23 protein-coding genes and 1 riboswitch are annotated in these 20591 nt (G+C 44.4%); of the genes, 12 read left to right on the forward strand and 11 right to left on the reverse strand.

What is annotated here, in order from left to right; translation table 11 throughout:
* The first annotated feature begins 11 nt into the window (after positions 1 to 11).
* The 4 genes from M3193_RS15400 to M3193_RS15415 all read left to right on the forward strand — a co-directional run bounded on the left by M3193_RS15400 (position 12) and on the right by M3193_RS15415 (position 4545).
* On the forward strand, positions 12 to 398 hold the full coding sequence (locus tag M3193_RS15400) for an OsmC family protein (RefSeq protein WP_251629513.1): 387 nt from the start codon (positions 12 to 14) through the stop codon (positions 396 to 398).
* Between the two features lie 329 nt (positions 399 to 727).
* A complete protein-coding gene (locus M3193_RS15405; RefSeq protein ID WP_251629515.1) occupies positions 728 to 904 on the forward strand; it encodes an SE1561 family protein in 177 nt (58 codons plus the stop codon).
* A gap of 20 nt (positions 905 to 924) precedes the next feature.
* On the forward strand, positions 925 to 2463 hold the full coding sequence (locus tag M3193_RS15410) for a fumarate hydratase (RefSeq protein WP_285852033.1): 1539 nt from the start codon (positions 925 to 927) through the stop codon (positions 2461 to 2463).
* Between the two features lie 177 nt (positions 2464 to 2640).
* A complete protein-coding gene (locus M3193_RS15415; RefSeq protein ID WP_251629517.1) occupies positions 2641 to 4545 on the forward strand; it encodes a heavy metal translocating P-type ATPase in 1905 nt (634 codons plus the stop codon).
* 23 nt (positions 4546 to 4568) lie between these two features.
* Here the strand turns inward: M3193_RS15415 and M3193_RS15420 are convergent, their stop codons facing one another.
* Positions 4569 to 5555, reverse strand: a complete 987-nt coding sequence (locus tag M3193_RS15420; protein WP_353056423.1) for a YihY/virulence factor BrkB family protein — start codon at positions 5553 to 5555, stop codon at positions 4569 to 4571.
* A gap of 23 nt (positions 5556 to 5578) precedes the next feature.
* A complete protein-coding gene (locus M3193_RS15425) occupies positions 5579 to 5956 on the reverse strand; it encodes a YtxH domain-containing protein (protein ID WP_251629518.1) in 378 nt (125 codons plus the stop codon).
* 259 nt (positions 5957 to 6215) lie between these two features.
* On the opposite strand from M3193_RS15425, the gene M3193_RS15430 reads away from it, so the two are divergent.
* Together M3193_RS15430 and M3193_RS15435 are read left to right on the forward strand one after the other, a co-directional pair.
* Entirely contained in the window at positions 6216 to 7598 is a 1383-nt protein-coding gene (locus M3193_RS15430; protein ID WP_251629527.1) for an alanine/glycine:cation symporter family protein, read from the forward strand.
* Between the two features lie 48 nt (positions 7599 to 7646).
* Positions 7647 to 7868 (forward strand): DUF1128 domain-containing protein, encoded by a 222-nt coding sequence (locus tag M3193_RS15435; protein ID WP_251629530.1) that lies wholly within the window; start codon positions 7647 to 7649, stop codon positions 7866 to 7868.
* An 87-nt stretch (positions 7869 to 7955) separates the two neighbouring features.
* Here M3193_RS15435 and motB read toward each other — a convergent pair whose 3' ends face one another.
* Entirely contained in the window at positions 7956 to 8717 is a 762-nt protein-coding gene (gene motB, locus M3193_RS15440; RefSeq protein ID WP_251629532.1) for a flagellar motor protein MotB, read from the reverse strand.
* The gene (motA, locus tag M3193_RS15445; RefSeq protein WP_251629533.1) at positions 8701 to 9516 is read right to left on the reverse strand and encodes a flagellar motor stator protein MotA; all 816 of its coding nucleotides are present in this window, start codon (positions 9514 to 9516) and stop codon (positions 8701 to 8703) included. Before motA ends, motB begins: the two co-directional genes overlap by 17 nt.
* Before the next feature lie 220 nt (positions 9517 to 9736).
* On the opposite strand from motA, the gene M3193_RS15450 reads away from it, so the two are divergent.
* The 3 genes from M3193_RS15450 to M3193_RS15460 all read left to right on the forward strand — a co-directional run bounded on the left by M3193_RS15450 (position 9737) and on the right by M3193_RS15460 (position 11915).
* Positions 9737 to 10969, forward strand: a complete 1233-nt coding sequence (locus M3193_RS15450) for an aminopeptidase (protein ID WP_251629535.1) — start codon at positions 9737 to 9739, stop codon at positions 10967 to 10969.
* Positions 10970 to 11073: 104 nt separating this feature from the next.
* Complete coding sequence (locus tag M3193_RS15455) at positions 11074 to 11211, forward strand: hypothetical protein (RefSeq protein ID WP_251629537.1); 138 nt, start codon at positions 11074 to 11076, stop codon at positions 11209 to 11211.
* A 128-nt stretch (positions 11212 to 11339) separates the two neighbouring features.
* Positions 11340 to 11915, forward strand: coding sequence for a beta-class carbonic anhydrase (locus tag M3193_RS15460; protein ID WP_251629542.1), 576 nt, complete (start codon positions 11340 to 11342; stop codon positions 11913 to 11915).
* A gap of 138 nt (positions 11916 to 12053) precedes the next feature.
* Here the strand turns inward: M3193_RS15460 and M3193_RS15465 are convergent, their stop codons facing one another.
* Together M3193_RS15465 and M3193_RS15470 are read right to left on the reverse strand one after the other, a co-directional pair.
* A complete protein-coding gene (locus M3193_RS15465; RefSeq protein WP_251629544.1) occupies positions 12054 to 12599 on the reverse strand; it encodes a GNAT family N-acetyltransferase in 546 nt (181 codons plus the stop codon).
* 7 nt (positions 12600 to 12606) lie between these two features.
* Positions 12607 to 14412, reverse strand: coding sequence for a M3 family oligoendopeptidase (locus M3193_RS15470; protein ID WP_251629546.1), 1806 nt, complete (start codon positions 14410 to 14412; stop codon positions 12607 to 12609).
* A gap of 160 nt (positions 14413 to 14572) precedes the next feature.
* On the opposite strand from M3193_RS15470, the gene M3193_RS15475 reads away from it, so the two are divergent.
* Entirely contained in the window at positions 14573 to 15322 is a 750-nt protein-coding gene (locus M3193_RS15475) for a tryptophan-rich sensory protein (protein WP_251629548.1), read from the forward strand.
* 24 nt (positions 15323 to 15346) lie between these two features.
* On the opposite strand, the gene thiT is transcribed toward M3193_RS15475, so the two are convergent.
* Entirely contained in the window at positions 15347 to 15904 is a 558-nt protein-coding gene (gene thiT / locus M3193_RS15480; RefSeq protein WP_251629550.1) for an energy-coupled thiamine transporter ThiT, read from the reverse strand.
* 187 nt (positions 15905 to 16091) lie between these two features.
* Positions 16092 to 16192, reverse strand: a riboswitch (TPP riboswitch).
* A 91-nt stretch (positions 16193 to 16283) separates the two neighbouring features.
* Between thiT and M3193_RS15485 the strand changes: the two genes are divergently transcribed.
* The gene (locus M3193_RS15485; RefSeq protein WP_251629552.1) at positions 16284 to 16625 is read left to right on the forward strand and encodes a DUF4870 domain-containing protein; all 342 of its coding nucleotides are present in this window, start codon (positions 16284 to 16286) and stop codon (positions 16623 to 16625) included.
* Positions 16626 to 16711: 86 nt separating this feature from the next.
* On the opposite strand, the gene M3193_RS15490 is transcribed toward M3193_RS15485, so the two are convergent.
* The 3 genes from M3193_RS15490 to M3193_RS15500 form a co-directional block, all read right to left on the reverse strand.
* Positions 16712 to 17038: an ASCH domain-containing protein gene (locus M3193_RS15490; RefSeq protein ID WP_285852035.1), complete on the reverse strand. Its 327-nt coding sequence runs from the start codon at positions 17036 to 17038 to the stop codon at positions 16712 to 16714.
* A 114-nt stretch (positions 17039 to 17152) separates the two neighbouring features.
* Positions 17153 to 17599, reverse strand: a complete 447-nt coding sequence (locus M3193_RS15495; RefSeq protein WP_251629554.1) for an NUDIX domain-containing protein — start codon at positions 17597 to 17599, stop codon at positions 17153 to 17155.
* A 268-nt stretch (positions 17600 to 17867) separates the two neighbouring features.
* Positions 17868 to 18158, reverse strand: a complete 291-nt coding sequence (locus M3193_RS15500) for a hypothetical protein (RefSeq protein ID WP_251629556.1) — start codon at positions 18156 to 18158, stop codon at positions 17868 to 17870.
* Between the two features lie 283 nt (positions 18159 to 18441).
* Between M3193_RS15500 and map the strand changes: the two genes are divergently transcribed.
* A complete protein-coding gene (gene map / locus M3193_RS15505; protein WP_251629558.1) occupies positions 18442 to 19188 on the forward strand; it encodes a type I methionyl aminopeptidase in 747 nt (248 codons plus the stop codon).
* Positions 19189 to 19417: 229 nt separating this feature from the next.
* On the opposite strand, the gene M3193_RS15510 is transcribed toward map, so the two are convergent.
* Complete coding sequence (locus M3193_RS15510; protein WP_251629560.1) at positions 19418 to 20578, reverse strand: DEAD/DEAH box helicase; 1161 nt, start codon at positions 20576 to 20578, stop codon at positions 19418 to 19420.
* Positions 20579 to 20591 lie beyond the last annotated feature (13 nt).

Here is a 20591-nt window from a genome sequence, read left to right on the forward strand (position 1 = left end):
GATTGGTTTGAATGAAATTCGAAATGACTGAAAACGGTTTTGAAACGGAAACATCGTTCGGCAAACTGCAAATTTCCGCCAATGACGAATATGGATTCCGTCCCTACCAGCTATTAGTTTCATCCATTGCAGTATGCAGCGGAGGCGTTCTACGTAAAATCCTTGAAAGAAAAAGGATGCCAGCCAAAAATATCACCATTGAGGTAAAAGAAGTTGTCCGGAATGAGGAGGTCGCAAACCGAGTGGAGAAGATCCACCTCCATTTCCTCATTGAACGTGAAAAAATCAATGACGAACAGATGGAAAAAATTCTACAGCTAACAGCGAAGAACTGTTCCATGCTCCAATCGGTCATCGATTCGATCGAGGTTGTCGAGACGTATGAATTTCTAGCATGACGAATAAGGCCCAGTCCATATCTGATGACAGAATACGGCTGGGCCTTTACGTATGAATGGAACCTTCACTTTCATTTTGCATATAATTCGTAGGCGTTTATCGGCTAGGGCCGTCAAACGTTCACGGATCCCCTCCTTTTCGTAAGGATTCGATTCGTCTCTACACTACGGCCTCCTTTTCCAATTGATTACTTGTAGTATAGCATGTTGATTTTCTATTGTAAAGATTTTGTTTAGCTGAATTATCATTTTATTTACACAACCTTCTGCTACATTGAAAAAAACCCGTGATTCGTATACGATTACAATGACGAAAAGAGGTGTACTTATTGGACAACAAGCAAAGCAACAGTCATGTAAACGAGTTAAAAACTCGTCTTCATCAATTTTTGGAGAAGCTTGAATCGATCGAACCCGAAACAACTGATCTTGACGATATCGATCAGCTTATCGGCTTAGTCGACGAACTGGAAAATCAGATGAATAAACTAAAAAAAGATCAATGATGCTCTAGGGGGAAATGGGAATGTACATAGAACAGCTTGAGAAAAGCATGTATGACCTTATTTGCGAAACGTCCACAAATCTGCCGAAGGATGTCCGTCGTGCAGTAAAGGCGGCCAGGGAACTAGAAGACGCAGGTACCCGGGCTGCAATGAGCCTTGATACAATAGCGAAGAATATTAATATGGCAGATGATAAACTCTCTCCCATTTGCCAAGATACAGGATTGCCAACGTTTAAAATTAAAACCCCAATTGGAGTCAATCAGTTGGAGATCAAGGCAGCCATCAAAAAAGCACTCGTTCAAGCGACGAAAGATGGCAAGCTGAGACCGAATGCCGTTGATTCGTTAACTGGAGAAAACAGCGGCGATAATCTCGGCGACGGCCTTCCAGTCATTAAATTCGAACAGTGGGAAAACGACCATATTGAAGTGAAATTGATTCTTAAAGGCGGCGGCTGTGAGAATAAGAATATACAATATAGCCTGCCGACCGAATTGGACGGTTTAGGCCGTGCAGGTCGAGATCTTGACGGCATCCGCAAGTGCATCCTCCACTCCGTTTATCAAGCACAAGGGCAAGGCTGTTCCGCGGGTTTCATCGGCGTCGGCATCGGCGGCGACCGCACATCAGGCTATGAGCTTGCGAAAGACCAACTGTTCCGTGCGGTGGATGACATAAATCCGAACGAAGAGCTCGCCCACTTAGAAACTTATATACTTGAGTCCGCAAATAAACTCGGCATCGGTACAATGGGCTTCGGCGGCGAGGCGACGCTGCTAGGATGTAAAATCGGCGTAATGCACCGAATCCCGGCAAGCTTCTATGTTTCCGTCGCGTACAATTGCTGGGCTTACCGCCGGATGGCCGTGGATCTCGATCCGGCGACTGGCTCCGTTACCAATTGGCATTATAATGAAGGTGAAAAGCTTTCATTTGAACAAGAAGAAGGACAACATGAAGCGAAGCAGACATCCCGCGTCGTCGAACTGACTGCCCCAATCAGCGAGGAACAGATCCGCGACCTTAAAGTCGGTGACGTCGTTAAAATTACTGGCCGCATGTATACAGGACGCGATGCTATCCATAAGCACCTTTCTGAGAATGATGCACCAGTCGATCTGAATGGCCAGATCATCTACCATTGCGGTCCGGTCGTTTTGAAAAATGATGACGGTGGCTATGAGATTGTGGCTGCAGGTCCAACGACATCGATTCGTGAGGAGCCATACCAAGGTGATATCATGAAGAAATTCGGCATCCGTGCCGTTATCGGCAAAGGCGGAATGGGACCCAAAACACTTGCCGCGTTGCAGGAACACGGTGGTGTGTACTTGAACGCAATTGGCGGAGCTGCACAATATTATGCAGACTGCATTAAAGCGGTTGAAGGCGTAGATCTTCTCCAATTCGGCATTCCGGAAGCGATGTGGCATTTGCGCGTCGAGGACTTTACTGCTGTCGTTACAATGGATTCACACGGAAACAGCCTGCACGCAGACGTAGATCAATCATCGCTTGAAAAACTATCCCAATTCAAAGAAAAGGTTTTCAGCTAATTAACTATCGCCCCGGCACTTATTGTGCCGGGGCTTTTCCATGCTATTTCCCTTCCCTGAATCATGTGAATTGCTTTTCCCTTTAAGTTTGCTATACTTACTTTATAATAATTATCACATCATAATAATTATCCCTAATTGAAGTTGATACTCATTCTCAAAAAAGGAGGTAGTAACATGACAACGCACACGAAGGAAACACCACAAAGTCCTGCACATTGGACGGCGCATTTGGAACTCATTGCTGCAATCATTGCGGGAATCCTGATTTTGGCAGCCTGGCTGATCGGCAAAGACGGATCCTCGACGCTGTCGATCTCCTTCTATATGATCGCTTTTCTAATTGGCGGCTTCGCTAAAGCGAAAGAAGGCATTGAGGAAACGATAGCCGATAAACAATTAAATGTCGAAATGCTGATGGTGTTCGCAGCAATCGGCTCTGCCGTGATCGGCTATTGGGCTGAGGGAGCCATCTTGATCTTCATTTTCGCGATCAGCGGAGCCCTTGAGACGTATACTTTAAATAAAAGCCATAAAGAGATATCTGCACTAATGGAGCTGCAGCCCGAAGAGGCATGGCTTATCCAGGATGACGGTTCAACAGTTAGTGTAGCTACCGCTTCCCTTTCGGTCGGCTCACGTATCCTTGTAAAACCGGGAGAGAGGATTCCAGTAGATGGCGTTATCATCCAAGGAACGACTTCTGTCGATATGTCCGCCATCAATGGCGAATCGGTACCTGTCACAAAAGCAAAGGATGACGAGCTTTTCGCAGGCACCGTCAATATAAGCGGAGCCATTCAAGTCGAAATGACGAAGCCAAGTTCGGAAACATTGTTCCAGAAAATCATTACGCTTGTCCAAAACGCACAAAGTGAAAAGTCGCCATCCCAGCAATTCATCGAAAAATTTGAAGGCACTTACGTAAAAGTTGTCATTTTCACCGTTATCGTCATGATGTTCTTACCGCATTATCTATTCGACTGGGATTGGACAACGACATTTTACCGCGCGATTGTCTTATTGGTCGTCGCCTCCCCTTGTGCACTCGTTGCATCGATCATGCCCGCAACGTTGGCTGCCGTTTCAAACGGAGCCAAAAGAGGCGTCTTGTTTAAAGGCGGCGTCCATCTGGAGAATCTCGGTTCATTGAAAGCAATCGCCTTCGATAAAACTGGGACATTGACTGCCGGGAAGCCGGTCGTGACTGATTTTATCATTCGTGAAAACGCGGATTCCGATCAAGCACTCGCCCTTCTTTCAAGCATAGAAGCACAATCGAATCACCCACTCGCAGTCGCGATCGTAAAATATGCTGAGGAGCGAGGGATTTCCTTGAGGGAAAGCCCACAGATCGAGGATGTTCCCGGATATGGAATACGCGCATTTATCAATTCAGGTGAAATCCTCGTCGGCAACCCGAAATTTGTCGGAACGAAATTAATTAATGAATTCCACGACGGAATCGTCCATGACCTTTCAAATGAAGGCAAGACCGTCGTTTCCATGAAAGATGCGGAAGGAATCCTCGCTGTCATCGCACTGAAAGATACGCTGCGACCGGAAGCATTCCGTGCGATCAAGGATTTGAAACAACTAGGAATCCAGTCAATTATGTTGACGGGGGACAACGAAAAGACTGCGAGAACGATTGCCAATGAAGCAGGATTGGACCGGTACGTGGCAGAATGCCTGCCCGAAACGAAGGTAGAGGAACTGAAGAGGCTTCTGAAGGAACACGGAGAAGTCGGAATGGTAGGAGACGGCATCAATGACGCTCCCGCATTGGCAACAGCCACGTCGGGCATAGCTATGGGTGAAGGCACCGACGTTGCATTGGAAACGGCAGACGTTGTCCTTATGCAAAACGATCTTGCTCGAATTTCCTACGCGGTTAAGGTTTCTAAAAAGTTGAACCGGATCGTGAAACAGAATGTTTTCTTTTCCGTCACGGTCATCGCTATTCTGATCATCTCCAATTTCATGCAAGTTGTAGATCTGCCGTTAGGCGTCATTGGTCATGAGGGCAGCACGATCCTCGTCATCTTGAATGGATTACGGATGTTGAATAAAGTTGAATGAATGTCAAAAAAGAGCAATGCATGTCAACTGACTGCATTGCTCTTTTCTTTCGCTATTTTAGCTTGCTTCCGTTCCGTCATGACAGCGTTCAATTGTCCGCCAAGCATTAAGATGATAGCGGAAAAATAGAGCCACATCATGAGGACGATTATTCCACCGATGCTTCCATACGTCTTTGAGTAATTGGCGAAGTTCCCAACGTAATAGGAGAATGCCAGAGAAGTCAATATCCAACCCGTCGTCGCAAAAAACGCCCCGGGCATCGCACTTTTCAATCGGATCTTCAAATTTGGAACGACCCAGTAAAGTGCAGAAAACACAAGGAAGATCAGAATTGGAGGCAGGATCCACCGCAGGCTTCCCCACAATCTCAAAAACCCTTCTTCATTTCCGAAATAAGAGAATGCAAGAGTTCCAATCTGCTGACCGAATACCGACAACAGAAGTGCGACAATCAATACAGCGATTAAAGCGACCGTGAATACGACCGACATTGCTCTCGCAACAAAGAACGATCTTGTTTCTTCAACATGATACGACCGGTTCATTGCCTTAGTAAGAGCATTCATTCCTTTGGATGCCGACCATATTGTTGCCAAGGCCCCGATTGATAAGAGTCCTCCATTCCGGTTTTTCAGTATCTCCTCGAGCGTATTATGGATTAGTGTATAAACGCTATCAGGTGCATAATCCTTTATGAACAGGTATACCTGTGATTCATCGATGCTCAAGAATGGCAATAGTGTAATTAAGAAGATTAATAGAGGAAATAGGGACAATAGGAAAAAGAAGGCCAACTGAGAACCTAATCCGGTGATATCCACCGTCTTTATTCTCACGAGGAGCTCCTTCCAAAATCCCTTCGACGTCGTGACATCGAATTTTTCCAAATCTCCATCCTTTACGTCATCAAGAAATTTCATGACTTTTGAATTCGCCATGAATCCGCTCTTGTCCTCTTCGGATGGGTACGTTACTTTTTTCGGAGGTAACCGGTCTGTATGCTTCACATGCGACTCACTCCTTCCCGTGCTTAGATCTTTTTTGCTTCCATACCTTCTTTCGACTCGTTTACAATTTCTTTGTATTCCTCTTTTGAGTCAACGAAGGCGTCTTTCGTTCCGACGACCAGATCTTTCACTTGCGGGGTCAGCGTTTTTAGCTCTTCGACTTGATTTTTAATATAGGCAGCATCACCTGAAAATTGTTCGTATATTGATAAGTACTTGTCTTTCTGTTGCTGCAGCTTATCTTTCAGTACATCCGGATTTTTTGAATAATATCCTACTTGCTCGATCATCGCACTTGATTTTCTTTTCACTTGGTAACGGGTGCTTCTATCGAACAAGCTTACAGCTCCGCCTACTAAGGCGCCCAACAAGATAAATCTTCCAAATTTGCTGTTTCCCACGTAAGACCCTCCAATTTCATTCTAATTTGCATATATCATTATACCCTTGAGACGAAAAAACAAACAATCTCTCCGAATCCACAAAAAAGTCTTGACTAATGGGAAGCAGTTAAGGCATATTAACCATAACACTACCAATATTCTTAATAGTCTAATGCATTAGGTAGTGATTACGGGAGGGAGTCGATAGACAAGGTGAATGTTTTCGTTTGAATAGTAATTCAGAGTCAAAAAGACAAACAAAACAGGGGGTAGTATGATGGAAGCAATCACAGGCTTTCTGGATAAGGCGAGTGGATTTATTTGGGGACCGCCGCTGCTTGTCCTACTTGTGGGAACGGGTATCTTTTTAACTGTAAGACTCGGATTTATCCAAGTTCGTTTATTGCCATATTCACTGAAACAAGTATTTTCCCGCAAACATGATAAAAAAGCTGAGGGTGATATTTCCCAGTTCCAGGCGCTGATGACCGCGATGGCCGCCACAGTCGGTGTAGGTAATATCGTCGGTGTCGCAACAGCGGTATACATGGGCGGGCCGGGAGCCGTCTTCTGGATGTGGCTCGCAGGATTCTTCGGAATGGCTACAAAATACGGGGAAGCCATCCTTGCGGTCAAATACCGGGTAAAGGATTCCAAAGGTGAAATGGCCGGTGGACCGATGTACTATCTGGAACACGGTCTGAAGAAAAAATGGCTTGGTGTCGCATTTGCAATCTTTGGAGCGCTAGCTGCTTTCGGTATTGGGAACGGTACACAATCGAAAGCAGTTGCGGATGTCATGAATAGCACATTCAATGTCCCACATTTGGTTACTGGGATTGCCCTATTGATCTTCGGGGGCCTCGTCATCCTTGGAGGAATCAAATCAATCGGACGGGTTACTGCATTCTTCGTCCCGATAATGGCACTATTCTACTTCATCGCCGGTGCGATTATCATGGTCATGAATATCAATCTAGTTCCTGAAGCATTCGCTACGATTTTCAAGTATGCATTTACAGGAGAGGCGGCTGCAGGCGGTGCAATTGGGGCTGCTATCCGTTTCGGAGTTGCCCGCGGACTCTTCTCAAACGAAGCCGGGCTCGGTTCGGCACCGATTGCAGCTGCGGCTGCAAGAACGGATATGCCTGGACGCCAAGCACTCATTTCCATGACGCAAGTTTTCTTCGATACACTCGTCATCTGTTCAATTACTGGTGTCACAATCGTTATGTCGGGTCAATGGCAAGATAAATCGATTGACGCTGGTGCCTTGACTGCGCAGGCATTTGGAACATTCCTTGGTGATGCAGGTCCGATCATCGTCGCAATCGGCATTGTCTTCTTCGCAACGTCCACTATACTTGGATGGGGCTATTATGGAGAAAAATGTTTCCAATACCTGTTCCCTAAAAACGGAGCAGTATTGGGCTACCGTATTGCCTTTGTAGCGTTCATCATTGTCGGATCTCTTGTATCCCTTGACATCGTTTGGCTTCTTGCAGACGTATTGAACGGTTTGATGGCGATTCCTAACTTGATCGGTCTTCTTGGATTGTCAGGCATCATCATCCTTGAGACAAAACGCTTCAAAGCGAAGATTATTGAAGAGAAAGAAGCCGAAAAAATGGGGAAACCAGCACCGGTTGACAGCAAGTAAGATTAATGTAATGATTAAATCCGAAGCTAATGAAGGGCGGATGACATTATGGATCTATCTCAACCAACAGCTGAAAACGTAACGTATATGATTGACAAGATTAAAGAAAAACTCCGTATGGTCAATGTGGATGCAATGAAAGCTGAAAACTTCAGCACTTCCCAATATGAGGACTTGGTTTACATGTACGAGATGGTCATGAAAAGGGACACGATCACTCCGAATGAAATGCAAGCCATTGCAGCCGAACTTGGCGCATTACGCAAATAATGAAAAAGCCGATACGTCAGGGAAACCTGACATATCGGCTTTTTCATTTAAACAGGTGAAAGATTCTCTCACCCATATACGCTTTGATTATTCAACAGACGTCCCATCTTTTAAAACAAGAGGCTGAATAAGAACTTCAACCCGTCTGTTCTTGCTTCTTCCTTCGACAGTGTCATTTGATGCAACGGGTTTATTTTCCCCGTACCCTTTCACACTGAATAGCTGTGGATCCAATTGGTCATTGTTGACGATGGTCTTCAGGAAATTGATCGCCCGCATCATGCTGAGTTCCCAGTTCGACGGGAATTCAGCGCTATTGATCGGAATATCATCTGTGTGTCCTGTAATGACAATTTGGCGGGGCTTGTCAAATACCAGCAGATTGGCGATATCTTTGGACAAAGTTGCATATTGCGGCTTTATCGTTGCCTTTCCCGACTCGAACAGGATGCTGTCCCTTATCGTGATCAGCAGTCCTTCTTCCGTCAAACTCGTTTGGAATTGATTTTCAAGCTCTTGAACTGCAATATATTCATCCAGTTTATCTTGAATTTCCTCAAGGGACTGCTGGTCTTCCAAATAGGAGGAGTTTTCATTTTCCTCCCCTGCACTGTCTTTGGGAATCGGTACGGGCGTTGGTGCACTATTATCCATCACGCCTGTCCCCCCATCAAAAATCTGGTTGAACACGGAAGATATCTGACTGAATTTGGCTTCATCCAATGAACTCGAAGCGAACAGGACGATAAACAATGCTAATAGCAATGTGAGAAGGTCCGCATAAGGCAAAAGCCAAGATTCATCCATATGCCCTTCGTCCTTATTCTTCCTCTTACGTCTCCTCGACAACCTGTTCCGCCCCCTTGTCGCTCGTATTTTTAGCTGCGAGCTTCCGACGTTCTTCCATCGACAAGTAAGACGCCAGTTTCTGTTCAATCACCCGTGGAGCCTCCCCCTCGAGAACTGACAGAATGCCTTCGATCATCATCATTTTCTGGCGCACTTCCTCTTTCGACTTCCGTTGCAATTTATTGGCGAAAGGATGCCAAAGTACATAACCCGTGAAGATCCCAAGCAACGTCGCAATGAATGCAGCTGAAATGGCATGTCCAAGTGCATCGATGTCATTCATATTCTTCAACGCTGCTATCAACCCGACAACAGCTCCGAGTACACCGAGTGTCGGCGCATAGGTTCCAGCTTGTGAAAAAATGAGTGCACCTGCCGAATGCCGATCCTCCATGGCTTCCACCTCTTCGGTAAGTACATCACGGATGTAATCGGCATTTTGTCCGTCAATCGCCAACCCAAGTCCATTTTTCAAAAAAGGATCAACAATTTCATCTGATTTTGCTTCCAAGGATAATAAGCCTTCACGTCTTGCGACATCTGCCCAGCTTGAAAACATCTTGATCAACTCTGAATCGGCTGTCATCTGCTGCTCTTTGAAAAGGATGCCGAACAGCTTTGGAACCCGCTTGATCTCTTTCATCGGAAAGGCAATGACTACTGCTGCCGCAGTCCCTACTATAATTATAAGGATCGCAGCTATATTTAACAGATTATCCGGTGTAACGCCTTTCATCGCCATCCCGACAAAAAGCGCCACTACTCCGAGGATAAGTCCAACAATCGTTGAGAAATCCATACCTCTACCTCCATGTCCTATCAGTCTACTTCTTCTTATTTCGACATATTCCCTTCTTTCTTTAGCAATCCTGAATAATTATTAATGCCTCAATTTAAATGTCACCTATCGTACACATATTTCGGCAGTACAGATTACTGCAGATTTTCGAATTTTTCCCTTTGCCTGTTTTCTGACACTAGAGTACTATGAATACATACGGACCAAGGAGGTTGTTTAGTTGTCGACATTTGAACAGAAGTTGGAGAATTATGCAAAACTGATCGTGGAAGTCGGAGCGAATATCCAAAAGGACCAGACACTCTTCATCAGCGCTTCCATTGAAACAGCCCCACTTGTCAGAATGGTGGCTGACAAGGCTTATACAACCGGAGCAAGACATGTCATCGTCGATTGGGCAGATGAGGAACTGATTAAAATACGCTATAAAAAGGCTCCTGCTGAATCATTCTCGGATTTCCCGGAATGGAAAGTGATGGAGCGCGAAAAATTGGCGGAAGGTGGGGCGGCTTTCGTCAGCATCGTGTCTCAAAGTCCTGACCTGTTAAAAGGCGTGGATCCTTCCCGCATTGCGGACGTCCAAAAGGCGAGCGGAAAAGCACTCAGCAAGTACCGGAAAATGATGATGGCCGATCAATTCAGCTGGTCAGTCGTCGCCGCCCCTTCAAAGGCATGGGCTGCAAAAGTATTCCCTGAGCTTGAGGAATCCGAACAAGTTCCAGCACTTTGGGAAGCGATCTTCAAGGCAGTTCGGGCAGATCAGGAAGATGCAGTGGGCGGTTGGAAGGAACTTGACCGCGCATTGATTGAAAAAGCCGATTATCTGACCGGAAAAGCATATACGAAACTCCATTACAAGGCACCTGGCACTGATTTAACGATTGAATTGCCAAAAGGGCATCTCTGGATCGGCGGCGGTAGTGTGAATGTCGATGGTAATGCGTTCATGGCCAACATGCCGACTGAGGAAGTATTCACGGTCCCACATAAGACAGGCGTAAACGGCTATGTCAAAAATACGAAGCCGCTCAGCTACGGCGGCAATATCATCGATGATTTTACGATCACCTTCAAGGACGGACGGATTACAGAAGTGAAAGCCGGTCAAGGTGAGGACGTTCTTAAACATCTGATCGATACGGATGAAGGAGCCAAGTATCTCGGTGAAGTGGCACTCGTACCGCATGCTTCGCCAATTTCCGAATCGGGACTTCTCTTCTACAATACATTGTTCGATGAGAATGCATCCAATCACCTTGCCATCGGAAGTGCCTATTCCTTCTGTCTGGAAGGCGGCAAAACGATGTCAACGGAAGAGTTGGAAGAACATGGATTGAACCAAAGCATCACACATGTCGACTTCATGATCGGCTCGGAGGAAATGGATATTGACGGAGAGTTGGCGGACGGAACAGTTGAACAGATCTTCCGCAATGGAAACTGGGCGTTCTGACTTCGGACACAAATTAGTAATAGAATTGAATCTGCTCTTTAATTATTCCAGGAATGTAGTATAATGAATGTATACTAACATTTATTGTAGGGAGGGGTCTCATCATGGGCTTGATGTATACTACAGTTATCGGTTACGCAATTGTACTTGGCATAGCAGCATATTTTACAATGCATTATCTCGGGAAGGCTCTCAATTCTGCTGATGCAGAGATAATTGATCCAAAACCGGAAGTGAAATAAATAAATCAAAGAGTTGCCACTTGGCAGCTCTTTTCTTTTTCTGTACACTATTTACTATAGTTCGAATGTATTCGAAAAGAGATTTTTCAGCTCTTAAAATCCCAATTGAAAAATGGAGGGGCCTCATCATGACATTATTATCTGAGATCATTGCGTACAATAAAGAATTTGTAAACGAGAAGAAATATGAAGAGTACGCCACTACAAAATTTCCCGATAAGAAAATTGTCATACTAACTTGTATGGACACAAGGCTGACGGAACTTCTTCCGAAAGCGATGAACTTACGGAACGGCGATGCGAAAATCATCAAAAGCGCCGGCGCTATCGTCACTCATCCTTTTGGCGGCATCATGAGGAGCATCCTGATCGCTCTATATGAATTGCAGGCAGATGAAGTGTATATTATCGGGCATCACGATTGTGGAATGAGCTCAATCGACACCAAACAGATTATCGGCAAGATGGTTGATCGTGGAGTAGACAAAAACCTGTTTAAAACCTTACAATACTCGGGCATCAATATGAAAGATTGGCTGCGAGGCTTCAATGATGTTACTGAAAGCGTCAAACGAAGTGTTGATCAAGTCCGGAATCACCCGCTTATGGATCGCAAAGTGGCTGTACACGGCCTCGTCGCCCATCCAGATACCGGACTTCTGGATATCATCGTTGACGGATACGATGCAATCGACGAATACTGACACCAGATTTCCCGGGAAATAGACATAGCAGAAGGCGCTAGGTGCGGAAACGACAAGAATAAGACAAAAACCGATTCTTCATGTGAAGAATCGGTTTTTTACTTTTGCTTTTAGTTTCCGCCAGGCGGCCTTGCCCTTTCAATAGTCGTCTGCTAAGCAGGCATACATATAATGATCTTCCCAACAACCGTTAATATACAAAAGTTTTCTCAGCAATCCTTCACGGATAAAACCGGCATTCTCAAGCACTCTGACAGAACCGGCATTACGCGGAGAGACAAATGCCTCCACCCGATGCAGTGAAACGGTTTCGAATGCGAATTTTGTGACAATTCTCACCGCTTCCGTCGCAAGACCTCTCCCTGTTTCCCGTTCGTCAATTGAATAGCCGACGAAGCCACTTGAAAACGGCAGCCTTTTAATACTGTATAACGATATATGACCGATCAACCTGCTTGTTTCGGCGTCAAAAATTCCAAAGTTATATTCGCGCCGATCTCTCATTTGATAAATGGATTCCCTTATCTTATCCCGCTGGACAGAAACCGTATAGTAGCTCGATTCATGACGAGGCTCAAAGACTGTCCAATAGTCTCGATTCGCTTTGAGCAGCTGGGTGAATATGGCAGCATCGTCTTCTGTCAATATACGCAAATAACAAGTTCGCCCTTCAAGCAGAATCAATGCGTCTTCACCTTTCTTCGGCAGCTATTTTTAAAAATTCTTCTACGTCTTTCACACATAACGCCACACCTTTTGCCCAGAATTCCTCTTTTGTTATATCCTCTCCGAGATGCTTCATCGCAAGATCTTCGACTGACATGACGGCCGTGTCGCGCAATAGAGCCATATATTTCTGTTCAAACGATTCCCCTTCTTCAATGGCTTTTGCATAAATGCTCAATGAGAATAGATATCCAAATGTATACGGGAAGTTATAAAATGGCGTCCCCGTAATATAAAAGTGCAGCTTCGAAGCCCAGAAGTGCGGATGAACTGTATCAAGAGCCCCTCCATATGCCTCTTTTTGCGCTTCAGCCATCAACTCATTCAATCTTGCTGCAGGGACTACTCCATTTTTCCTTTCTTCGTAAAAGCGCGTCTCGAACAGGAAGCGAGCATGGATATTCATGAAGAATGCCACACTGCGCTGGATTTTATCCTCAAGCAGTGCGAGTTTCTCCTCTTCCGATTCCGCTGACTTGACGGAAGCGTCCGCGACGATCATTTCAGCGAAAGTGGAAGCCGTCTCTGCAACGCCCATTGCATATTGCCGATTCATATAATGGACTGGCCGCAATGCGTACGAATGGAACGCATGACCGAGTTCATGTGCCAACGTCGCCACATTGGACATGGAGCCGCTATACGTCATGAAGATACGGGATTGTTCCGATACCGGCATGCCTGTACAGAATCCTCCTGGACGTTTATCCGCCCGGTCTTCCGCTTCGATCCAGCTATCTTCAAAGGCTTTCCTCGAAAATGCCTCCAGTTCCGGACCGAATTTGCCGAAATGCTCCAAGATGAATTCAGCGCCTTCCTGGAACGGCATTTCCTTCGTGGATGAAGTTACGGGTGCATCTAAATCATACCAATTCATATTTTCATTTCCTAATAGTTTGGCTTTCCGCTTCAAATATTCCACGAAAGGGGCTTTATTGGCACTGATAGCCCTCCACATTGCGTCGAGCGTCTCTTGGCTCATCCGATTCCGCATGAGAGGTTCTTTCAGAACGGACTCCCAACCCCGCTTCTTATAGACTGCCAAGCGGAATCCTGCGAGGTGATTCAATGTTGAGGCAAAGAAATCCTCTTTCGCTCCCCACGCCTCTTCAAGTTTTTCAAACGCTTCCTTGCGTACAGCAACATCTGCATGGGAGCTCAAATTATTTGCCTGGCCGACAGAAAGCTTCTTCTCTTCCCCGTCAACTGTCATTTCAATTGTAATGTCTCCGACGAGTTGATCGTAAAGTTGGCCCCAACCTTGGTACCCATCAACACTTAACGCCGTGATAAGGCTTTCTTCCTTCTCGGACAGTTTTAATTGAACTTCTTCGCGCCATTCTTGTAGAATAAAATCGAATTGGGCTAGTTGCTCTGTCGACAACAAGTCTCTCCAAACTGTTTCCTCGGTTTTAGCAACAGCTTGTTTGATTTTTAAAACGGCTGTCTGGAACCGCGCTCCAAGCGAGGCAACTTCAGCTTGGAGAAGAAGCGCTTTTTTATCCTTCGTATTGGCGGCGATGAAACATCCGATGACCGCTCCGGCTTCCCTTAGATTTTTAGCAGTGTTTTTGATATCTTCAATTATATGAAGAATTTGATCGGCATCTTCCACGGTTGAAGGTGTTTGTGTGGCAGCTGCAAGGTTTTCCAATTCACCAATCTGCGTCTTTACATTATCAAGGTGGTTACGGAGCTCCCCCGAGCCGCTGCCGCCCTTAAAAAATACATCTAAATCCCAAACTTGTGAATATGTTTTTGTCGTAGTCAATGAGGATCCCCCTAATCATTCGGAAAATTGTAATTAAACCATGTTTTTATTATACCATGAATCTTCGGCATTCGAAATAATGGATTTGTGACGGAAACTTCACACTTTCCTTCGCACAGTTCCTCATTCCTATGTATACTGTTCAGAGGGAGGATGTACTATGTCAAGAATACTTCTAATGACCCTGTCGCTTTGTACAGTCATACTATTAAATATAACCGCAAGCTTCTACTCACTGAATGGACACACAACAAGCGAAATTACGAGTCGGCTGCCATTGCTTTTCTTGCCCGCAAACTACGTATTACTCATCTGTTGGTTGCTCTATATCATGATCTTTTTCTGGATTTTCAATTTCAAAAAGACTTTCCATATGATGAGCTCCGCACATCGAAACCGCGTCACTTTCCTTTTCGTAGCAAGTTGTCTTTTGCATATTGCATGGATTTCCCTTTGGCACTTCGGATTTTTCACTGGAACGGTCATTACAAAAATAGCTTTGCTTATTGTGCTGCTCACTTTATATGTCACGTTCCCAAAACAGGAAAACCGAATGCTTGGTAGAGTGCCCTTCAGCCTACTCACTGGGTGGATTTTCATTACAACCGTCTCAAATATCAGCTATTTTTTAATGATCCATGGTTGGACCGGGTTCGGGTTAAGTGATCCTTTATGGGCGGTCATCTTTTTAACGATTTCCACGGCGTTCGCTTTACATTTTATGTACCACTACAAGGATTATGTGATGAATCTTGTATTTGTTTGGGCGTTTATCGGGATTGCCGTTAGGAATGGGACGGAGGAGCTGTTCATATCTGCAGCGGCCATCTTTTTATCCGCCGTTATCATCGCCTGCATCTTCCTGTTTTCAAGCAGAGGTGCAGACCACAAAAATAGAGTAGGCACATGAGTTCATCATGAGCCTACTCCTTTTTTATCCCTTTTGAATGAGCCGTGGTGCAGATGTAAATAATACAACTGCTACGATAGCGCACAATATAATGGATGGAATCATATAGGTTGCATTATATCCTAAAGAGAATAACCAAGCAGGCTTATCTCCCGCCGCATCAGCAAAAAACACCATGCCGGCTAGGAAGTGGGCTGATAATCTAAGAAGCCCCCCTAGGACGGTCCCCACAATAATTGCCGCAGCCATTGAACCTTTGCGCCCCGCCAATTTGCTCTTAATTAACCATCCATGTGTAAAGGCAGCAAACCCAACAACTGTGTATGCAACAAAATAGTCCAATGCACCTTGCACTGGATGGATGATATAGCCTCCTATGACAGCTTGCAGGAGACCCGTAATCAATCCAGTCAATAGTCCTCCCGCAAGTCCCCACCGATATGCCATCAAAATAATGGGCAGCATCGATAACGTAATGGAACCGCCTTGAGGCATTTTGAATAACGTTACGTTATCCAGTACAAATGATAAAGCTCCTAAAATCGCAACCTCCAACAGTAACTGAAGTCTTTTACGATCCAATTGTAATTCCCCCTTTTTTTTAGTCGGAGGGATACGGAATGAAAAAGCGGTTCGTCTGACTCGACCGGGCATTCCACATATGGGTATGTTTGAAATATGCCCATCATGGCTACGGTTAGTAAACAGCATCAATACTTTTTCGCAACAAAAAAACGACACCCCGGATAGAACCGAGACATCGATCGTTGTCAGTTTCCATCCACATCCCTACGCAAGCATGAACTTACAGGTTCGAAGGGTCCGGACGAATGTCCAATCTCAGCCATATTGGCACCCCTTGTGGTCATGTAATTCAATTGTCGTATTCATTGTATATGTTACAGTACTTATAAGCAAGATGAATTGTAAACTACTTATTAGAATTGCGGGAGGTAAGCCCATGTCAAATAATAAACTATTATCAGCCCTCTGTTATTTCAGCATCTTCTTTTCACCGCTTCTATTGCCTGCAATCGTCTTTTTTGTAACGGATGATCATGATGTGAAAGGGCATGCGAAACGTTCGCTAATCTCTCATCTTATACCAGTCGTGCTTCTTATTGCCGGCTTCGTCCTGTTTTCATTTTCGATGATTTCCTACGAATCCAGGATGCACACAATGTTGACGGGGCAATTTGACTTTTGGGGACTGGCTCCTTTCCTGTTCATGCTCATCTATGGACTTCTGTTTTTAATCGTCGTCATCTGGAATGTCTACCACGGTGTGAAAGTATTGAAATGATAGGAATGAAAGGAATATGAGTTAAGAAAAAGGACCTCTTCAGGGTCCTTTTTATTCAAACACGACCGTCCGTTAAAAATTTCAGGTTAATGCTTTATCGTAATAGCCAATGTTCCCCATTGTTTTTCCTGTTCCGGAGTATATATTTCATAGGTCCCTTCTACCATTTCTTTCATTGACCAACCTTCACAATCAAAATCTCGAAACGGAATATCTTCATACATTTGTTCAAATGTATCGTATTGTCTTAAGTCCGTAACTTGTACCTTCAATGTTTCATTTCCTTCAGGCACCCTTATAAATTCGATACTATCGCCAACTTTAATTTCCCTTCGCCTCTCATCGTTTAAACGGACCTCTACTGTCTTTTTTCCTTCTCTAATTGATTTAAAATACTCTCCGTACAATCCCATTTTATGTACTATTATATTCACCCCAATTTTGCATTTCACAATCTACAGTTACATTTCCTTAATCAAATAAACTCCCCTTATATTCAATAAAAAGTAAAGCACGCGTTCAATATTCTATATATAGTCAAATATTTTGATGTCTACCTCATCTACACATCCAACCAGTTCCTTTAAATCCCATAACTTTATTTCAGATGTCTCGCTATTTTCTTTAAATGGCTGAAGTTCATTTAGAGCAGTAAAATAGATTGGATTGAATTTCACTTTAGTATTCAATTGGTTTTCAACTTTTAATAACCCCTTAAATTCTAAATCGGAAACGATTTGACCTGTTTCCTCGTAAAGTTCTCTGATTGCACAATCCTTTGGTGTTTCGTTTTCTTCCCTATTGCCCGCTGGCAATTCCCATTGTTTTCTCATAGTGTTATAGCATAAAAGATATTTCTCATCACACTTTATTACCGCAAATGAACCAGCTAATGGATGATAATCATATATTTCATCTTCTCTTACTACAAGAAAATCAAGAAAACCAAACCCATTATTCTTAGTGATTAACATATTGTTTCCTCCTCACTTTGGAGCATTTCAAAAACTAATTGGCTTTTCTCCTAGCATTAAGTTTTCTCGAACAGTAAAAACAGATCAAACTAGAAATTAAAAAAACGAGAAAAGGAACAATGGCTAGTCCAGGTATTACTATCGTCCAATAAAGTGCGTATGCACATAAAGAAAACAGTAACCAACTAATGATAAGTAAAAAGCTAGACGCAAAGTCTTTAAGTGCCATAGAACGCCATCCTCTCTACTACTTATTATGAAGCAAGTTTTATTTACCAAATGTTATTATCCAAAGATTTACTAACGCTACTAGTGAAATAGAAACAAAAAAGATAGCATTTAATGCGATAGCGATAAGTTTATGCTTTCCTCTTTTTGCGAATAAGCCTAATACAATCCCTGTAATTGGACTTACTATAAGTACAAGTAATGCAAATTGAAGTAAGTTATTGTAGTAATATTCACGATTCAATTCCGAGGAAGAAAATATTAAATCGATAATTTGTGTAGTTACTGCGATAAAGAAAAATGCGTATGAAAAGATAATACGTTTACTCATTATATGACCTCCAGTTTACTACATCTTCTTACACTACTAACCGCCACGTTAGTTATAGTATTCAACAAAAAAGGACATAAATCCTTTATTGGATTTACGGCCTCCGTAGCGGATTAGGAATTACCAATCCGGTCCATCATCAATGTATGACTGTATAAAGGTAGGTAGTATTATAAGTCGTTGCAGCGGAAATCAGCTAGGAAAGGCATACGTTTATTTACGAATGAATAATTATGTTATAATCAGATGGAAAATTACGTTTCAAAGAAGGGACCTGTAAATCATGATTGTGAAGAACAACGAAGAGATCGAAGCTTTGAAAAAGATCGGTCGCATCGTCGCAGAAGTGCGGGAAGCGATGAAAGCGGCGACTGTTCCTGGTGTTACGACCAAAGAGATTGATGAACTCGGAGGACGACTTCTTGCTGAGCGCGGAGCTGTATCAGCACCGATTGACCAATATGAGTTCCCGGGCTATACATGCATCAGTGTCAATCATGAAGTTGCCCACGGCATTCCCGGATCTCGTGTGATCCAAGACGGCGACCTTGTCAATATCGATGTGTCCGCGTCATTTGGCGGATACTTTGCCGATACCGGCATTTCATTCGTCGTCGGTACATCCGACGAAAAGAAACAATTGCTGTGCGACGTGGCAAAACAAGCTTTTGACCGTGCTATGACAAAAGTGAGAGCAGGTTCAAGTCTGAACCAAATCGGGAAGGCAGTCGAGCGGGAAGCGAAGGATAACGGCCTGAAAGTCATCAAGAACTTGACTGGACACGGAATCGGCACATCCTTGCACGAAGAGCCGCAGCATATTCTTAATTATTATGATGCATGGGATAAAACATTGATGAAAGAAGGCATGGTGTTGGCGGTCGAGCCGTTCATCTCCGAGAAAGCCGAGCACATTATTGAACTTGGGGACGGATGGACGTTCATCACGCCGGATAAATCCCTTGTCGCTCAAATTGAACATACAATCATCGTGACAAAAGACGAACCGATTATTTTGACACAGTTATAAGAACAAGGAAAGGGCATTGCTGGATACTAAAACCAGCAATGCCCTTTTGTCGTCTAGACTCCGGGTGGCAACCGCTCGGGTCATAAATCAGCTCTGCTACACGGCAAAAAACGCCGTTTCGCAGATCCGCTTTATGCCTGTCGCAGTGAAAGCCGTCACGAAGAACGGCTTTTGCGAGTAAAAGCGTAGCGTTAGGAGCAACGGTTTCGCCACCCTACGCTTTTGATTGTCATTTCTTGTTCGGTTTCTTTACTTCTTTCTGACCGCCTACCGTCTTCGAATTCCCTTCGGTCAACTTCCCTTTATACCAAACCTTTTGGACAGGCTTGAATCCTTTCGAAAGCTTCCTGTACGTCCGTTCTTCAGGATACGAAAGCAATGTAAGCACTTCCCCGTCCTCTCCTGCACGTCCTGTCCGTCCTGAACGATGGAGGTATTGTTCCACTGTATGAGGGACATCGACGTGGATGACATGGGTCAGTCCTTGTATATCCAAGCCTCGGGCAGCTAGATCGGTTGCTATCAAAATCCGGATATCGCCTTTCCGGAAGTTTTCCAACGTCTCTTGCCTTTCGAATTTCGTCATTGAAGAGTAGAGGACCGCAACAGGTGCTTCATTATATTGCAGCTTCATCTCCTTCATCCGAAGCTGATCGACATTATTCATAAAAGCAAGCGCCCTGATTGAAGGCAAATGTGCTAGCCCTCGAAGAAGATTTGTCTTATCCCGGGCTTCCGTCTTCACAAATGAATGGACGACTTTGCCTGACAACGGCATATCTTCGACAGAGACATGCAGCCGAATTGGATCATTCATCAGCTTTTTAGCAACAAGTTCAATTTCATCCGTGATCGTTGCGGAGACGACGGCAACTTGACGTTCGGGATTGGCCGCTTCGATCAACTCCTTCACGATGACTCGGTAATCCCGTGATAATAGCTGATCGCCTTCATCGAGCACGATGTAACGGATATCATGCATCTTCAGGCGCTTCGCTTTTACAAGCTCAACGAGGCGTCCCGGAGTTCCGACAACGATGGTCGGCTTCTTTTTTAAACGTTCAACCTGCCGTTGCATGTTCGCCCCACCAATCAGTTGGGTTACGGTAATGTCCGTTCCTTCCACCCATTCACGGATGACATTGACGATCTGCATCGACAACTCCTGGGAAGGTGCCATGATCAACGCTTGTGTCTGCATCTTCTTCCCGTCGACCTGTTGAAGGATCGGCAAGACATACGCAAGCGTCTTCCCGGTTCCGGTAGGTGATTCCGCGACTACATCCCGTCCATTTAACAATTCAGGGATCATCTGCGATTGAATCGGTGTTTCCCTTTCAAACTTCCACTTATTCTTAATAGTATCGTCCATTTTTTCCAAGAAGGACATTCTCATCCCTGCT

Source organism: Sporosarcina luteola, assembly GCF_023715585.1.
In the GTDB taxonomy this organism is placed as follows: domain Bacteria; phylum Bacillota; class Bacilli; order Bacillales_A; family Planococcaceae; genus Sporosarcina; species Sporosarcina luteola_D.

Excerpts from the sequence above, each read along its gene's own strand:
- M3193_RS15500 (WP_251629556.1), bottom strand. The coding sequence starts at position 18,158 with ATGAGTAAACGTATTATCTTTTCATACGCATTTTTCTTTATCGCAGTA.
- M3193_RS15415 (WP_251629517.1), top strand. The coding sequence starts at position 2,641 with ATGACAACGCACACGAAGGAAACACCACAAAGTCCTGCACATTGGACG.
- M3193_RS15460 (WP_251629542.1), top strand. The coding sequence starts at position 11,340 with ATGACATTATTATCTGAGATCATTGCGTACAATAAAGAATTTGTAAAC.
- M3193_RS15455 (WP_251629537.1), top strand. The coding sequence starts at position 11,074 with ATGGGCTTGATGTATACTACAGTTATCGGTTACGCAATTGTACTTGGC.
- M3193_RS15430 (WP_251629527.1), top strand. The coding sequence starts at position 6,216 with ATGGAAGCAATCACAGGCTTTCTGGATAAGGCGAGTGGATTTATTTGG.
- M3193_RS15510 (WP_251629560.1), bottom strand. The coding sequence starts at position 20,578 with ATGTCCTTCTTGGAAAAAATGGACGATACTATTAAGAATAAGTGGAAG.
- motA (WP_251629533.1), bottom strand. The coding sequence starts at position 9,516 with ATGGATTTCTCAACGATTGTTGGACTTATCCTCGGAGTAGTGGCGCTT.
- M3193_RS15475 (WP_251629548.1), top strand. The coding sequence starts at position 14,573 with ATGTCAAGAATACTTCTAATGACCCTGTCGCTTTGTACAGTCATACTA.
- M3193_RS15410 (WP_285852033.1), top strand. The coding sequence starts at position 925 with ATGTACATAGAACAGCTTGAGAAAAGCATGTATGACCTTATTTGCGAA.
- M3193_RS15435 (WP_251629530.1), top strand. The coding sequence starts at position 7,647 with ATGGATCTATCTCAACCAACAGCTGAAAACGTAACGTATATGATTGAC.
- M3193_RS15485 (WP_251629552.1), top strand. The coding sequence starts at position 16,284 with ATGTCAAATAATAAACTATTATCAGCCCTCTGTTATTTCAGCATCTTC.
- M3193_RS15495 (WP_251629554.1), bottom strand. The coding sequence starts at position 17,599 with ATGTTAATCACTAAGAATAATGGGTTTGGTTTTCTTGATTTTCTTGTA.
- map (WP_251629558.1), top strand. The coding sequence starts at position 18,442 with ATGATTGTGAAGAACAACGAAGAGATCGAAGCTTTGAAAAAGATCGGT.
- M3193_RS15490 (WP_285852035.1), bottom strand. The coding sequence starts at position 17,038 with ATGGGATTGTACGGAGAGTATTTTAAATCAATTAGAGAAGGAAAAAAG.
- M3193_RS15400 (WP_251629513.1), top strand. The coding sequence starts at position 12 with ATGAAATTCGAAATGACTGAAAACGGTTTTGAAACGGAAACATCGTTC.